At 71.6% G+C, this 14,900-nt stretch carries 13 protein-coding genes; 6 read left to right on the forward strand and 7 right to left on the reverse strand.

The window, feature by feature from the left end; genetic code table 11:
• The first annotated feature begins 210 nt into the window (after positions 1 to 210).
• Positions 211 to 1,581: an alpha-amylase gene (locus tag IF67_RS0121790; RefSeq protein WP_030988124.1), complete on the forward strand. Its 1,371-nt coding sequence runs from the start codon at positions 211 to 213 to the stop codon at positions 1,579 to 1,581.
• Here the strand turns inward: IF67_RS0121790 and IF67_RS0121795 are convergent.
• Positions 1,571 to 4,534 carry an FAD-binding and (Fe-S)-binding domain-containing protein gene (locus IF67_RS0121795; RefSeq protein WP_030988125.1) on the reverse strand — a complete coding sequence of 988 codons (2,964 nt, stop codon included), beginning with the start codon at positions 4,532 to 4,534 and terminating at the stop codon, positions 1,571 to 1,573. The genes IF67_RS0121790 and IF67_RS0121795 overlap by 11 nt on opposite strands.
• Positions 4,535 to 4,565: 31 nt before the next feature.
• Entirely contained in the window at positions 4,566 to 5,051 is a 486-nt protein-coding gene (locus tag IF67_RS0121800) for a MarR family winged helix-turn-helix transcriptional regulator (protein WP_030988126.1), read from the reverse strand.
• 135 nt (positions 5,052 to 5,186) lie between these two features.
• Here IF67_RS0121800 and IF67_RS0121805 point away from each other — a divergent pair, with 135 nt between their 5' ends.
• The 3 genes from IF67_RS0121805 to IF67_RS0121815 all read left to right on the forward strand — a co-directional run bounded on the left by IF67_RS0121805 (position 5,187) and on the right by IF67_RS0121815 (position 7,900).
• Positions 5,187 to 7,004: an ABC transporter ATP-binding protein gene (locus tag IF67_RS0121805; RefSeq protein WP_030988127.1), complete on the forward strand. Its 1,818-nt coding sequence runs from the start codon at positions 5,187 to 5,189 to the stop codon at positions 7,002 to 7,004.
• A 147-nt stretch (positions 7,005 to 7,151) separates the two neighbouring features.
• On the forward strand, positions 7,152 to 7,547 hold the full coding sequence (locus IF67_RS0121810; protein ID WP_037839680.1) for a membrane protein: 396 nt from the start codon (positions 7,152 to 7,154) through the stop codon (positions 7,545 to 7,547).
• Between the two features lie 17 nt (positions 7,548 to 7,564).
• The gene (locus tag IF67_RS0121815) at positions 7,565 to 7,900 is read left to right on the forward strand and encodes an ASCH domain-containing protein (protein WP_078889556.1); all 336 of its coding nucleotides are present in this window, start codon (positions 7,565 to 7,567) and stop codon (positions 7,898 to 7,900) included.
• Here the strand turns inward: IF67_RS0121815 and IF67_RS0121820 are convergent.
• From IF67_RS0121820 to IF67_RS0121830, 3 genes are all read right to left on the reverse strand, one after another.
• Positions 7,858 to 9,048, reverse strand: coding sequence for a GDSL-type esterase/lipase family protein (locus IF67_RS0121820; RefSeq protein WP_030988133.1), 1,191 nt, complete (start codon positions 9,046 to 9,048; stop codon positions 7,858 to 7,860). The genes IF67_RS0121815 and IF67_RS0121820 overlap by 43 nt on opposite strands.
• Positions 9,049 to 9,274: 226 nt before the next feature.
• Positions 9,275 to 10,093: an SDR family NAD(P)-dependent oxidoreductase gene (locus IF67_RS0121825; protein WP_030988135.1), complete on the reverse strand. Its 819-nt coding sequence runs from the start codon at positions 10,091 to 10,093 to the stop codon at positions 9,275 to 9,277.
• Positions 10,094 to 10,192: 99 nt separating this feature from the next.
• Complete coding sequence (locus IF67_RS0121830) at positions 10,193 to 11,125, reverse strand: SMP-30/gluconolactonase/LRE family protein (RefSeq protein ID WP_420708702.1); 933 nt, start codon at positions 11,123 to 11,125, stop codon at positions 10,193 to 10,195.
• Between the two features lie 77 nt (positions 11,126 to 11,202).
• Here IF67_RS0121830 and IF67_RS0121835 point away from each other — a divergent pair, with 77 nt between their 5' ends.
• Positions 11,203 to 11,643 carry an Lrp/AsnC family transcriptional regulator gene (locus IF67_RS0121835; protein ID WP_030988139.1) on the forward strand — a complete coding sequence of 147 codons (441 nt, stop codon included), beginning with the start codon at positions 11,203 to 11,205 and terminating at the stop codon, positions 11,641 to 11,643.
• Between the two features lie 115 nt (positions 11,644 to 11,758).
• Complete coding sequence (locus IF67_RS0121840; RefSeq protein ID WP_063754375.1) at positions 11,759 to 12,343, forward strand: NUDIX hydrolase; 585 nt, start codon at positions 11,759 to 11,761, stop codon at positions 12,341 to 12,343.
• Here IF67_RS0121840 and IF67_RS40405 read toward each other — a convergent pair.
• Both IF67_RS40405 and IF67_RS45100 read right to left on the reverse strand, forming a co-directional pair.
• Positions 12,237 to 13,151 (reverse strand): hypothetical protein, encoded by a 915-nt coding sequence (locus tag IF67_RS40405; RefSeq protein ID WP_051818411.1) that lies wholly within the window; start codon positions 13,149 to 13,151, stop codon positions 12,237 to 12,239. The two genes, IF67_RS0121840 and IF67_RS40405, sit on opposite strands and share 107 nt — an antisense overlap.
• Positions 13,152 to 13,408: 257 nt before the next feature.
• Entirely contained in the window at positions 13,409 to 14,860 is a 1,452-nt protein-coding gene (locus IF67_RS45100) for a hypothetical protein (RefSeq protein ID WP_234341239.1), read from the reverse strand.
• Between the last annotated feature and the right edge of the window lie 40 nt (positions 14,861 to 14,900).

The raw sequence follows: 14,900 nt of genomic DNA on the forward strand, positions 1-14,900 counted from the left end.
TTTGCCGCAATACCGGACGGCTCATGGCAACACCGAGGGTGCCGCCGCCAGTACCTTTCGCAAGCCGCTGAAAACCCTTGCAGAAAGCCTTGACGTGTCCGCGAGGTAAACGGCAGGCTCCGAGGCGAATCCCCCCATGGCGGCCCGGCGCGTGGCTGCACTCGTGGGCGCGGTGTGCCCTGCCGTGCCCCATGACGAAGGAGCCGCAAGATGCAGCAACGTTCCCGTGTGCTGGGCGGGGCGCTGGCCGGAGTGCTGGCCGCGGCCGGCCTCGCCACCTTCGCGCCGTGGTCCTCCCAGGCCGCCCCGCCCGGTGAAAAGACCGTCACCGCCACGCTGTTCGAGTGGAAGTACGCGGATGTCGCCAAGGCCTGTGGCGATCAGCTGGGCCCGGCCGGCTACGGCTATGTCGAGGTCTCACCCGCCTCCGAGCACATCCAGGGCGACCAGTGGTGGACCTCGTACCAGCCTGTCAGCTACAAGATTGCCGGACGGCTGGGCGACCGGACCGCGTTCGCCTCGATGGTCAGCGCCTGCCACGGCGCGGGCGTCAAGGTCATCGCCGACGCCGTCATCAACCACATGGCGGCCGGATCCGGTACGGGCACCGGCGGCACCCAGTACACCAAGTACCACTACCCGGGCTACTACCAGGACCAGGACTTCCACGGCTGCCGCAAGAGCATCTCCGACTACACCGACCGCGACGACGTCCAGAACTGCGAACTCGTCGGGCTCGCCGACCTCGACACCGGCAGCGACCACGTCCGCACCACCCTCGCCAAGTACCTCGACGACCTGCGGTCGCTGGGCGTGGACGGGTTCCGGGTGGACGCCGCCAAGCACCTCTCCGCCACCGACCTCGCCGCCATCAAGGGCAAGATGCGCGACCCGGGTTACTGGGTGCAGGAGGTCATCTCCGGCGCCGGCGAAGCGGTCCGGCCCGAGGAGTACACCGGCACCGGCGATGTCGACGAATTCCGCTACGGCAGCCACCTCAAGAGCGCCTTCCAGGGCGGCAACCTCGCTCAGCTCAAGTCCGTCGCGGACGGCAAGCTCGGCAGCGACAGGGCCCGCACCTTCGTCGACAACTGGGACACCGAGCGCAACGGTTCCACGCTGACCTACAAGGACGGCGCCGCCCACACCCTCGCCAACGTCTTCATGCTCGCCTCGCCCTACGGCTCACCGAACGTCTACTCCGGCTACGAGTGGTCCGACAAGGACGCCGGACCGCCCAGCGGCAGCGGCGGCTGGACCAACCAGCATGCCAAGCAGGCCATCACGGGCATGGTGGGGTTCCGCAACGCGGTGGGCTCGGCAGAGCTGACGGACTGGTGGGACAACGGGGGCAGCGCCATCGCCTTCGGCCGGGGCGGCAAGGGGTTCGTGGCGCTCAACAACGGGGACTCCGAGCTGCCACGCACGTTTGCGACCTCGCTGCCCGCCGGCACGTACTGCAATGTCGTCGCGGCCGCACCGTCCTCGTGTGACGGCCACACGGTCACGGTCGGCGACGACGGGAAGGCGCAGCTCTCGGTTCCGGCCAAGGGAGCGGTGGCGCTGCACGTCACGCGTTGAGGTGCGCTCCGGAAGGAGGCTGAGGAACAGGCCGTGTGGCCCGCTCCAACGCCAGGAGGGCCGAGTAATAGCCTCGGCCCTCCGTCGCATGATCCAGGCCGATCTCGCACATCCGGTTCGCCGACAGATGCGCGTCGAAGTGCCGCGAGGTGACCTCGGCAGCCTCCTTCGCGGTGGCCGACTCCGTCAGCTGCCGGTGCAGCATCCCGCGGTCACCGGCGAAGGCACAGCAGCCCGTGTCGTCCGGCACCACCACCTCCCGCGCACACGCCTCGGCGACCCGGCGCAGCTGCGCCTCGTCCCCCAAGTGCTGCATGGAACAGGTGGGATGGAGCACCGCCGAGCCGACCGTGCGCAGAATCTCCAGCCGCGGCAGCAGCTCCTCGGCGGCCCAGACGACCGAGTCGACCACCGTCAGCTCGGCGTGCAGCGCGCGGTTGTCGGGCGTCAGATACGGCACGACCTCCCGGGCGAGGCCCAGGGTGCACGACGACGCGTCCACCACCAGCGGCAGTGTGCCGCCGGCCGTCCACCCCCAGGCCGCCTCGACGATGCGGTTGGCCATCACCACGTTGCCGCGCTCGTATCCCTTGGAGTGCCAGATCGTGGCGCAGCAGGTCCCGGCCACGTCCGACGGGATCCACACCGGCCGGCCCGCCCGCTGCGACACCGCCACCACCGCCTCCGGCAGCGACGGCCCCCGATACCCGGCGGGCTCACCGAAGATCCGGTTCACACACGCGGGGTAGTAGACCGCGGCCGCCCCGGCCCGCCGCGTCGCGGGCAGCGTACGGGCCGCCGCGCCAGGAATCCGCGGCAGCCACTCGGGCACCAGGTCGGGGCGTACGGCTCTGCGGGCGGCGCGGGTCAGCGACGCCGTCAGCCGGTCGCCGATCCGGTCGGCGGCGGCCACCGCCAGCCGCGCCGCCTTCTCGACGGCCTTGAACTGCCGGGCGGTCTGCGCGGCAGCCCACTCCTCGCGCGGTGAGTGGCGCCGGTGCCGGAAGTCCTTCATCAGTGCGCCGGTGTCGATCCCCACCGGGCAGGACAGCCGGCAGAGCGAGTCGCCGGCGCAGGTGTCCACCGCGTCATAGCCGTACGAGTCCAGCAGCTCGGTGGTGACGGGGGAGCCCGGCGGCTGGCGCAGCATTTCCCGGCGCAGCACGATCCGCTGGCGGGGCGTGGTGGTCAGATCTCCGCTGGGGCAGGCCGGTTCGCAGAAGCCGCATTCGATGCACGGGTCGGCGACGGCCTCGGTCTCCGGGATGGTCTTCAGCCCGCGCAGATGCGCCTGCGGATCACGGTCGAGCAGGATGCGCGGAGCCAGGATGCCGTGCGGATCCACGATCTGCTTGATCCGCCACATCAACTCCGTTGCCCGCGGGCCCCATTCGAGCTCCAGGAACGGTGCGATGTTCCGGCCGGTGGCATGCTCGGCCTTCAGCGATCCGTCGAAGCGCCGGACCGTCAGCCGGCAGAACTCGTCCATGAACGCGGCATAGCGCGCCACATCCGCCGGCTTCGCCGCGTCGAAGGCGAGCAGGAAATGCAGATTGCCGTGGGCGGCATGACCCGCGACCGCCGCGTCGAAGCCGTGCCGCACCTGGAGTTCCAGCAGGGCCGTACAGGCGTCCGCGAGCCGGTCCGGCGGCACCGCGAAGTCCTCCGTGATCAGCGTCGTACCGGACGGCCGGGTACCGCCCACCGCGGCCACGAACGCCTTGCGTGCCTTCCAGTAGCCGCCGATGACTGCCGGGTCGCGGGTGAAGGCGTTGGTGACGGACGCGACCGGCGCGACCGGCTCCAGCTCCGCCAGTACTTGTGCCGCGGCCCGTTCGTACGCCTCCTGAGCGGCCTCGTCGGGCGCCCGGAACTCCACCAGCAGCGCGGTGGTCTCCTTGGGCAGCGCCGCCCAGTCGGCCGGCACCCCGGCCACGCTCACCGAGGCGCGCAGCGTATTGCCGTCCATCAGCTCCACGGCCCGTGCACCCGCTTCGTTGAAGCGCGGGACGGCCGCGGCCGCGGCACTCAGCGTGGGGAAGAACAGCAGCGCGCTGGAGGTGCGCCGGTCCAGCGGCAGGGTGTCGAAGACGGTCTCGGCGAGGAAGCCGAGGGTGCCCTCGGAGCCGACCATCAGCCCGCGCAGGATCTGTACCGGTGTCGCGCCGTCGAGAAAGGCGTCCAGGCGGTAGCCGTTGGTGTTCTTGATCCGGTATTTGGCGCGGATCCTGGCCACCAGCTCCGCATCCGCCTCGATCTCCGCCTTCAGCGCCAGCAGGCCCGCGCACAGCGCCGGTTCGGCGTGCGCCAGCTCCGCGTCGGCGTCCGGTTCGGCGGTGTCCACGACCGTGCCCGACGGCAGGACGAGGGTGACCGAGGCCAGCGTCCGGTAGGAGTTACGGGTGGTGCCGGCCGTCATCCCGGAGGCGTTGTTGGCGACCACACCGCCCAGGGTGCAGGCGAGCGCGCTGGCCGGATCGGGCCCGAGCAGCCGGCCGTACCGGGCCAGGGCGGTGTTGGCGCGCAGCACGGTGGTGCCCGGCCGGATCCGGGCGCGGGCACCGTTGTCGAGCACCTGGATCCCGCTCCAGTGCCGGCGGACGTCGACGAGGATGTCCTCGCCCTGGGCCTGGCCGTTGAGCGAGGTCCCGGCGGCCCGGAAGACGACGTTGCGGCCCTTTCCGTGGGCGTAGGAGAAGACCGCGGAGATGTCGTCGAGGTCCTCGGCCACCACCACGACCTGCGGGACGAAGCGGTACGGGCTGGCGTCGGAGGCGTAGCGGACCAGGTCGGAGATCTTGTGGAGCACCTTGTCCGGGCCGAGCAGCGCGGTCAGGTCACCGCGCAGTGGCTCGGGGGTGCCCGACGCCAGGTGGCCGGCCACCCGGTCGTGCGCGGGGCTGCCGGGGGCGGTGGGGCGCAGGGTCTGGGGGTTCGGCTCCAGCAGGGGCATGCGGCACTCCTCCGGTTGACTCCGCGTCAGCTCAATGCGGTCGGTCCGGTCGGTCCGGTCGATGCGGCCGGTCCGGATCGTCGACCAGGGTGGACAGCAGGTCGCCGAACACCTCGCGCTGATCGGCGGTCAGTGGGGCCAGGATCTCCTCCGCCGCGGCCCGGCGCGCGCTGCGCAACGCGCGCAGCGTGGAACGGCCGGTGCCGGTCAGCTCGATCCGTACCACCCGGCGGTTGGCCGGATCGGGCACCCGGCGCACCGCGCCATGTGCCTCCAGCGCGTCCACCAGTGTCGTCACCGCCCGCGGTACGACCTCCAGCCGCTCGGCGAGGTCGGCCATCCGCGGCGGGGTGTCGCGGTAGTGGTCGACGATCCGCAGCAGCCGGGACTGTGCGGGGGTGAAGGCGATGTCCAGGTGCTCCAGGTGGTGTTTCTGGGCGCGGTGCATCCGGCGGGTCAGCCGTACCAGCTGCTCGGCGAGGTTGGTGGTGCTGACCGTCGGCTCGGGGGAGGGCATGGCGCGAGGATAGCGGATGACAGGACGTAATTCATTGTGAGCATAGGTAACAATGAGCTAGGCTCCACGTTGTTTGTCTCGGACTCTGCCTGTCCGTTGTCCTGCCCCGCGCAGCCACACCCCTCGAAGGAGCCCATGCGCAGCGACGAACCCCAGTGGACTCCACCGCCCAAGGATCCGGAAAAGCCGGTCCAGCTGCGGCGGATCCTCGCTCTCTTCCGCCCCTACCGCGCCCGGCTGGGCCTCGTCGGCCTGCTCGTCGGCGCCTCGTCGCTGGTCTCGGTCGCCTCCCCCTTCCTCCTCCGCGAGATCCTGGACGTGGCGATACCCGGCCGGCGCACGGGACTGCTGACCCTGCTCGCCCTCGGCATGATCGTCACCGCCGTCACCACCAGCGTCTTCGGCGTACTTCAGACCCTGCTGTCCACCACCGTCGGCCAGCGCGTCATGCACGATCTGCGCACCGCCGTCTACGCCAAACTCCAGCGGATGCCGCTGGCCTTCTTCACCCGCACCCGCACGGGCGAGGTCCAGTCCCGGATCGCCAACGACATCGGCGGAATGCAGGCGACGGTCACCACCACCGCCACCTCCCTGGTATCCAACCTGACCTCTGTCATCGCCACCGTCTGCGCGATGCTCGCCCTCGACTGGCGGCTGACCGTCGTCTCGCTGCTGCTGCTTCCGCTCTTCGTCTGGATCAGCCGCCGGGTCGGCAACGAACGCAAGAAGATCACCACCCAGCGGCAGAAGCAGATGGCCGCGATGTCCGCGATCGTCACCGAATCCCTCTCGGTCAGCGGCATCCTGCTCGGCCGCACGATGGGCCGCGCCGACTCCCTCACCAAGACCTTCGCCGACGAGTCCGAGCGCCTGGTCGACCTGGAGGTCCGCGCCAACATGGCCGGCCGCTGGCGGATGGCCACCATCGGCATCGTCATGGCCGCCATGCCCGCGCTGATCTACTGGGCGGCGGGCATGGTGCTCCGGCTCGGCGGCCCGGTCTTCTCGCTCGGCACCCTGGTCGCCTTCGTCTCGCTCCAGCAGGGCCTGCTGCGGCCCACCGTCTCCCTGCTGTCCACCGGCGTACAGATGCAGACCTCGCTCGCGCTCTTCCAGCGCATCTTCGAATACCTCGATCTGCCGGTCGCCATCACCGAGCCCGCCGAGCCGGTCCGCCTCCCGGCGCCGCGCGGCGAGATCCGCTTCGAGAACGTCCGCTTCCGCTACGACCCCGCGGCCGCCCCCACCCTCGACGGCATCGATCTGACCGTCCCCGCCGGCGGCAGCCTCGCCGTCGTCGGACCGACCGGCAGCGGCAAGAGCACCCTGAGCTATCTCGTGCCACGGCTCTACGACGTGACCGGCGGCCGGGTCACCCTCGACGGCACGGACGTCCGCGACCTCGACTTCGACAGCCTCGCCCGCTCGGTCGGTGTGGTCTCCCAGGAGACCTACCTCTTCCACGCCTCGGTCGCCGACAACCTGCGCTTCGCCAAGCCGGACGCCACCGACGACGAGATCGAACGCGCCGCCAGGGCCGCCCAGATCCACGACCACATCGCCGCCCTGCCCGACGGCTACGACACCCTCGTCGGCGAGCGCGGCTACCGCTTCTCCGGCGGCGAGAAACAGCGCCTCGCCCTCGCCCGCACCATCCTGCGCGATCCGCCCGTCCTCGTCCTGGACGAAGCGACCAGCGCTCTGGACACCCGCACCGAACGCGCCGTACAGCAGGCCATCGACGAGCTGTCCGAGGGCCGCACCACCCTCACCATCGCGCACCGGCTCTCCACGGTCCGCGACGCCGACCAGATCGTCGTGCTGGACGCCGGCCGGATCGCCGAGCGCGGCACCCATGACGAGCTGCTCGCCGCGGACGGGCGCTATGCGGCGCTGGTACGGCGTGACGCACACCTCACCCCGGCCGCCGATCAAGAGATGGCCCAGTAAGTGACCCGCGGGTAAGGTCGGAGTCGCGGCGGCCAGTTCACTGGTCGGGGTGGCCGCCGCACCCACTCCCCGGCCGCCCGGCCTGCGGGTTCCGGCACCCGTTGCCCTTCCTGCTCTGCCTCTGCCCGTCCGATCAGGGAGCTCTCCGTGACAGCTGACGACCGTTCCGCCCACGCGCTGGCCCGTCTGCTGGCGGGGATGGGGACCCTCCACTTCCTCGCCCCGAAGCCGTTCGACGCGATCGTGCCCCGGCAGCTGCCCGGCAGCCCCCGCACCTGGACGTACGCCAGCGGTGTCGCCGAACTCGCCGTCGCCGCCGCCGTCGCCCTGCCGCGCACCCGCCGGGCCGGTGCCCTGGCGGCGGCCGGCCTGTTCGCCGCCGTCTTCCCGGCCAACATCAAGATGGCGCACGACTGGCGGCACCGCCCTGCGCCGCTCAAGGCCCTGGCCTACGCGCGGCTGCCCGGCCAGCTCCCACTGATCGGCTGGGCCCTGCACACCGCCCACGCGGCCCGCCGGACCACGGGCGCCCCGCGGCGGTAGCGCCTACGCTGCGCGGTATGACCCCACCCCAGGACCGCCCGGAACTCCCGGAGTTCGCCCTCGGATTCCCCGGCCCGTTGCGCGACCGGCTTGTCGCCGCGGTGCTCTCCGGCACCAAGACCGCCACGACCGGGCTGCTGACCGAGTACGAGCGCTGTGCCGAGCCGGTGCCGTCCGTCGGCCACCGGTCGGTCATGCCCGATTCCGCCGGCCGGCCGGTGGCCGTGATCGAGGTGACCGGGGTGCGGGTGCTGCGCCTGGCGGAGGTCGACCGGGCGCATGCGCGGGCCGAGGGCGACGGCTGCCGGGATCAGAGCGCGACGAGGTCGACGGCGGCGGCCATGACCCGGTAGCCCGCATCGTTGGGGTGCTTGTGGTCGCCGCTGTCGTAGGCGGGCGCGAGCGCGTCCGGGTCCGCCGGATCGGCCAGCGCCGCGGCGAAGTCGGCCACCGCGTCGAACTCGCCCGCGTGGCGTATCCACTCATTGACCTCCCGGCGCTTCGCCTCGGCGGCCGGCGTGTGATACTCCGCCCCCTTGAACGGCATGATCGTCCCACCGGTGACCCGCACGCCCGCCGCGCGCGCCATGGCGATCAACTCGCGGTAACCGGCGATGAGTTCAGCCACCGACCGGTCCGGATTCGGCCGGTACGTCAGCAGCTCGACCTCGCTGAAGCCGATGTCGTTGAGGCCCACCAGCACCACCGCCGCGCACACCCCCGGCTGGCCGAGCACATCGCGGCGGAAGCGGCCCCCGGCCCGCTCGCCGAACCATGCCGAGTCGCTGAGCAGCAGATTCCCTCCGATGCCCTGATTGAGCACGGGGCGTGGAATGCCCCGGTCGGCCAGCCGCTCGGCCAGCGCGTCCGAGTAGCGGTGGTTGCCGTCGATGGTCGAGGCGAACCCGTCCGTGAGGGAGTCACCGAAGACCACCACCGTGTCGTCCCGCGCCGGAGTGCCGTCCGTCAGCTCCACGGCGGCGAGGTAGTACCAGGACACCGTCGTCTCACTGAACACGACCGGATCGGCCGCGGCGAGCCGGTCGCCCGCGGCCCGGTACGTGGTGGCGTACGCCTGGGCGTGGAACGAGGCGGGGCCGGTCGGCCGTGCGAAGTGGAGCGACACCGTCACCGAGTCGAACGGCGCCACGCTCAACTCCGCGGCGTCGCTGTAGATCTCGCCGCCTGCCGGAATCCGCACCGCATGGGCCCCGCCGAAGGTGAGCCGCCGAACCGTGCCGGCCTGCTCGGCCGCCCCCTGGCCCGTACGGGCGATCGTGGCACCGGACACCTCCAGCGGCGTGGTCCCGTAGCGGTGGGAGAGCTTGATACGGGCCGAGGTGCCGGAGCCGGTGACCCGCACGATCTGGCGCACGGTCTGGTCGGCGAACCCCTCCAGCGCCCAGTTCTTGTGGAACCCCTCGCTGGGGCGCTGTACGGCGGCGGACCAACCGGCCCTCCAGAAGGGGGAGTCGGCGTGGCCGGTGACGGTGCGGTTCATGCTGCTGCTGCCTCTCTGCCGTGCGCCCGGTGGCGATGACAGAGAGTCTGCGGGCGGCCGCGAGGGCTACCCAGACCTCTGGTCTTGGTACGCATCCGATGCCTACCAAGACCAGGGTCACCCTTGTCGCCTCACCGCTCTGCGGGCGGCAGGCCTCACGCGCGGCGCGATGTCGTGGCCTGGGCGCGGCGGGCCGTGCATGCACGTGCCGCCGCGATCCGGCCGGTCAGTCCTGGTCGATGAGGGCGTGCGTCAGCTTCATCAGGCGCTCCCGGGCCTCGGTGTCGTACGCCTGGGCGTGTGCCCGGGTGTCGGTGAACTGGTCGAAGTAGCGGCCCGTGGTGGCGGCGAGGTCCGGGTCGATGAGCAGCCGGACGGTGGGGCGTACGCCCTCGTCGATACCGGTGACCGGTGTCAGGCCGTACGCGCGCACACCGGCGGTGTCCATCAGATGGGCCGGATGGAGGGTGTTCACCGTGACGCCGGTGCCCTCCAGCTCGGCGGCCAGGTGGAAGGTCGCCATGATCAGGGCGAGCTTGCTCTTGCAGTAGGCGCGCAGTCCTTCGTAGTCCCGCTCCAGCATGAGGTCGTCGAAGTCGAGGGCCTCCTGCCCGATCGAGGCGACGTTGACCACGCGGGCGGGTGCCGAGGCGGTCAGCAGCGGCAGCAGATCGCGGGTGAGGGCGTACGGGGCGAGGTGGTTCACGGCGAACCGCAACTCGTGTCCCTGGTGGCTCAGTTCGCGCTTGAGCGGCTCGGTGCCACCGCCCGCGACGGCGTTGTTGATCAAGCCGTCGAGCCGGGGCTCCGCCGCACGGATCCGCGCCGCCATCGCGTGCACCTGGCCGAGGTCGGCCAGATCGGCAAGGTAGGTGCGGACAGTGGACCGAGGGGCGGCGGCCCGTACTTCGGCCGCCACGTGCTCCAGACGGCTGCGGTCGCGGCCGTGCAGCAGGACGGTGCCGCCGCGGGCGGCGAGGTCGAGCGCGAGGCCGCGGCCCAGCCCCTGGGTGGCGCCTGTGATCAAGGTGGTGCGTGGGTTCATGACAGCCAGCGTGACGGCACGGGGCGGTGACTGGGGAGTACGGGCCGAGCCTGGTGTCGTCACCACCAGGCTCGGGCCGTTCCGCGACGATGCGCGGAATCAGCGCGGGCGGCGGATCCGGGGCGCCCCCGTCACCGACATCACCAGTGAGTACAGCGTGGTCGTCGCCGTGATGAAGAGGCGGTTGTTCTTCGGGCCGCCGAAGGCGATGTTGGAGACCGCCTCGGGGACGCGGAGCCGCCCGATCAGGGTGCCGTCCGGGGCGTAGCAGTGCACCCCGCCGGCCATGGCGGCCGCCCACAGCCGGCCCTCGTCATCGAAGCGGATGTTGTCGAACCGGCTCTCGCCGTCGGTGGTTTCGGCGAAGACCCTGCCCTCCGAGAGCGACCGGTCCGCCCGTACGTCGAAGACCCGGATCTGACCGGCGCGGGTGTCCGAGACGTACAACTGCTCTTCGTCGGGGGAGAGGACCAGCCCGTTCGGCCCGCCGAAGCCGTCCGCGGCAAGGGTGACGGCGCCCGTCGACGGATCGATCCGATAGACATGGCAGGCGCCGATCTCGCTCTCGGCGCGGTGGCCCTCGTAGTCGCTGGTGATTCCGAAGTCCGGATCGGAGAACCAGAGGGTGCCGTCGGAGTGCACGACCGCATCGTTCGGGCTGTTGAGCCGCTTGCCTTCGAAGCGGTCGGCCAGCACCGTGAGGGTTCCGTCGTGCTCGGTGCGGGTGACGCGGCGGTTGCCCTGTTCGCAGCTGATCAGCCGGGACTGCCCGTCGAGGGTGTTGCCGTTGCTGTGTCCGGCCGGGGAACGGAAGACGCCGACCGTGCCGGTCGGTTCGTCCCAGCGCAGCATCCGGTCGTTGGGGATGTCGCTCCAGATCAACTGACGCCAGGCGGGCAGATAGACCGGGCCCTCGGCCCAGCGGCAGTTCTCGTGCAGCGTCTCCAGGCGTGCGTCGCCGTTCGCGCACCTTCCGGTCCGGAAGCGGTCGTCCAGTATCTCGTATGGCGAAGTCGCCAGGGAATCAGACACGTTAAGCCTCTCTGAGTGAGGACCTGAACCACATTCAGCAGTGTAGTGATATCTCGGAACGAGATATGGTGGCAAGCATGGATGACGTCGACCGTGAACTCGTTGCCCTGCTCCAACAGGACGCCACCCAGGCCTATGCGGCGCTCGGCAAGGCGGTCGGCCTCTCGGCCGGTGCCGCCCATGAGCGGGTCCGCAAGCTCAGGGAGCGCGGAGTGATCCGGCGTACGACCGTGGACGTGGACCCCGCTGCCCTCGGCCGCGGAGTCCTGGCGTTCGTCATGGTCGAGTCCTCGGCATGGATGGGCGATTCGGCCGCCGCCTTCCTTGCCGTCCCCGAGATCCAGGAGGCACATGTGATCGCGGGCAGCGCCTCCGTCCTGGTGAAGGTGCGAACCGCCACCACCGAGGGGCTTCAGGACGTCCTGCGCAGGCTGTATGCGATCGAGGGGGTCAGCGGAACCCAGGCGATCATCTCGTTGGAGACCTTCTTCGAGCGCCCGGTTTCCCCGCGGGGGTAGCCGCCTCACGGTGCTCCGGCGGGTGCCCCGGAACCGGCCCGTAGCTGCGTCATCGTCGGTACGGTGGACCTCCGCCACGGGCCTGTGCCCGTCTCTTCGGATTGCGAGATGTCCGATGAACCAGATTGCAGCCGATACCCATCTGGCCGCGGCGGTGGTGGTGCACGAGGCCTGTGTGCTGATCGTGCGCCGCAGCTACCGCGAGCGCTTTCTGCCCGGCGCGTGGGGCGTGCCGTGCGGGAAGCTCGATCGCGGGGAGTCCGCCGAGAGCGGTGCCCTGCGGGAGCTGAAGGAAGAGACCGGAATCCTCGGCACCATCGTCGCGCACACCGGCTCGTCCAGCTTCCTGAGCGACTATCGGGGCCGCCGTGTCCACAACCACCAGGAGAACTTCATCGTCCGGCCGCTGACGCTGGATGTCGTCCTGCCCAGCCCGGATCAGGCCTATCTGTGGGCACGGCCCGCCGAACTGGCGGAGATCGGGGTGGACGCCTACAACCTCGAGGTGATCCGCCAGGCGCTCGCCGGCCGGCTGGACGCGGCCGGGCTCCACGCCATGACGGCCCGCATCCGCTACCCGGCGCCACCGGCCTTCAGTAGCCCAAAGACCTTGCCAGCGCGTCGAGTTCGGCAAGATAGACGGCCGGCGGCAGCGGAGTCTTGGGCGGCGGACCGGCCCGCTCGGCGCCGCCGGTCCTGATATCGCCGACGGTCCGGCTGTCGCCACCGCTTCGGTCGTCGCCGCTGCTTCGGTCGTGGTCGGTGATCCGGTCATCGCCGATGTCCGTGACGGAACCGGTGTCCGTGACGGAACCTCCGGCGGTGGCGGAAGTTCTGTACGTGGCGGGGCCGCCGTCCGAGGCGGAGTCGCTGCGCCCGGTCCCGGTGCTCGTGACGTGGCTGCTGTTCCTGACGTACACATCGGTCACCGACCTTTGTGGGGCGGTCTCCAGGAACAGCGTCACCGTCGGCCCCTCGCTCACCACCCGGTGCAGCGTACGGGCGGCCAGGCCGTAGCTCCGGCCGGGGCCGTACTGCTCCGTGCACAGGAGCCGCAGGCGTGCGTCCCCGACCCGCTGGAGCCGCCAGGCGCCGCCGGGGCCGTCGATCGTCTCCTGGTAGGCGGTCGCGGGTACGCCGTCCGCGGCCGGCTCGTAGCACTCCATCCGGACGCTTCCGCGCAGCACCGCCGAGGCGATCGCGCACCGGTGGTTGTGAATGTCCTCGGGGGCCGGGCCGGTCCTGCCGTGCCAGAAATGGACCCGCAGCATGAACCGCGGGGCGCCGGCCAGCAGCAACAGCTTGTCGAAGCCCAGCACATGGCGGTACGAGAGCCGGGTGCACTCCGCCAGGTCCAGATCGCCGGCGGATAATCGGCGCACCAGCGGACCGAGCGTATCGGGGTGTGCCAGCCGGGCGGTCACCGCGCGTGCCGACTCGGGCGACGGCGGCGCCGGCCCGCCGCCCAGCCGTTCCGCCAACAGCCGCCGGGCTTCCTCGACCTGCATGAGACCGCCTTCCCTTCGCCGACCCCCTGACCGCCCCGACCCTGACCGCCCCGGCACTGATCACACTCGCGCTGATCACACCGGCCCTCATCATCCGCCCGACAGCCCTCGTGCCCCTGACCGTCCCGTCCTGACCCGTCCTGACCTGACCTGACCCGATCCGAACCGACCCGATCCGAACCGACCCGCCCCTGGCCTTCACCGGGCGGGAGCACCACCAGGCCTGGCCCCGCCCCCTCGGAACCCTGCCGTCCGCCTCACGGCCGGTAGACCATCAGCGCATGCCGCCGCAGTACCGACAGGCCCTGGTACGCCATCCACACCGGGTGACCCATGGGCCCGTCGTCCCACCGCCACACCCCGCCCCGCTGCATGCCGCGGACCCGCGCCACGGCGGCGGTCAGCTGCGCCTCCCACGCCGCCGGCCCCACTCCCTCGGCGGCGACCTTCCGGGCACCGTCCGTCATCAGCGCACGGGCCACCCATGCGGCCGCGAAATGCCGTACGGACAGCAGCTCCTGATGCAGTGGATCCTCCTGGTCCGGTCGGCGTACCTCCTCCTGGCAGTTCTGTAGATCGGCCACCCCGCCCGCCGGCGTCGCGGGGGCGGCCAGCAGCCAGCGCAGCCCCTCCTCGCGTACTGTGCGCTGCCGCTCGTCCTCGCCCAGTACCCGTGCGGCCCGGTCCAGCGCCACCACCGCCCGCGCGGTGTGCGCCGCGGACGGCGCCGGATTGCCGCGGCCGGTGGCCAGCGCCGCGCCCCAGCAGCGGTGGTTGCCGCGCGCCGGGTCGGCCGTGGCGCCGTTCACCAGCACCTCGCGCAGTCCGTCCAGCGCGGTGGAGCCGGGCGCGGCACGCAGCAGCCCGCGCAGCACATTCGTCACCACATAAGTGTTTGCCAGCCCCGACGCGTCATGGTCGGGGTTCCACAGCACCTCGCAGGAGCGTATTTCCGCCTCCAGCAGCCGCGGATCGGCACCGGCCCGCGCCAGCGCACCCAGCACGACCGCGGTCACCTCGGGCCGCGCTCCGCTGCCCTGGGAGCGGGCGGCCCACCCGCCGCCGGGAAGGCGCAGCCGCCACAGCGTCTCGGCCACCTGCCCCGCCCGTATGCGGCCGTCGTACGGCGCGATGTCGAGCAGCAGATGCAGCCCGTACGCCGTGCCGAACGCCGTCGGGTGCACCGGCGGATCGCTCTCCGCGAGGGAGTGCGGCCAGCCGGTGAGCGGTCCGCGTCCGGACACCTCGATCACCGAGAGACCGCGCCGCAGTGCCTGGTACGTGCCGTCCATCAGCTCGGGCAGCGATCCGGCGGGTGAGGGCGCGGGGTCGGGCGGCGACGCGGCGAGGGCGGCCGCGGCGCGCGTCCGCAGCAGGGCCGCCGCCAGCCACACCACGGCGCCGACCCCGCATCCGGCGGTCGCCGCCACGAAGTACCGTGCCGCCTCGCCCGCGAGGTTCTGCGGCAGGATCCCCAGCAGCGTCTGGAACACGGCGAACGCGGCGGCCGGGACGCCCAGCCGCCCCAGCCATGTCAGCAGCCGGGACGGTGCGGAGGCGGGCGCGTCGGCAGCGGGCGGCGGTCCGGGATCCGGTGCGGGCGAGCGGCCTGTCGCGCCGGAACGCCGTGGTGGTAAGACCTGCCGCAGCACCATGTGCTCCCTCCCCACCCCGGGCGCGCGCCCCCGCACCGCGTGTGCGCAGGGCATCCCGATCAGTGTAGGAATCCCCACTGACAGCGGGGTCGCA

This window comes from Streptomyces sp. NRRL S-1813, assembly GCF_000719605.1.
Classification (GTDB): Bacteria; Actinomycetota; Actinomycetes; order Streptomycetales; family Streptomycetaceae; genus Streptomyces; species Streptomyces decoyicus.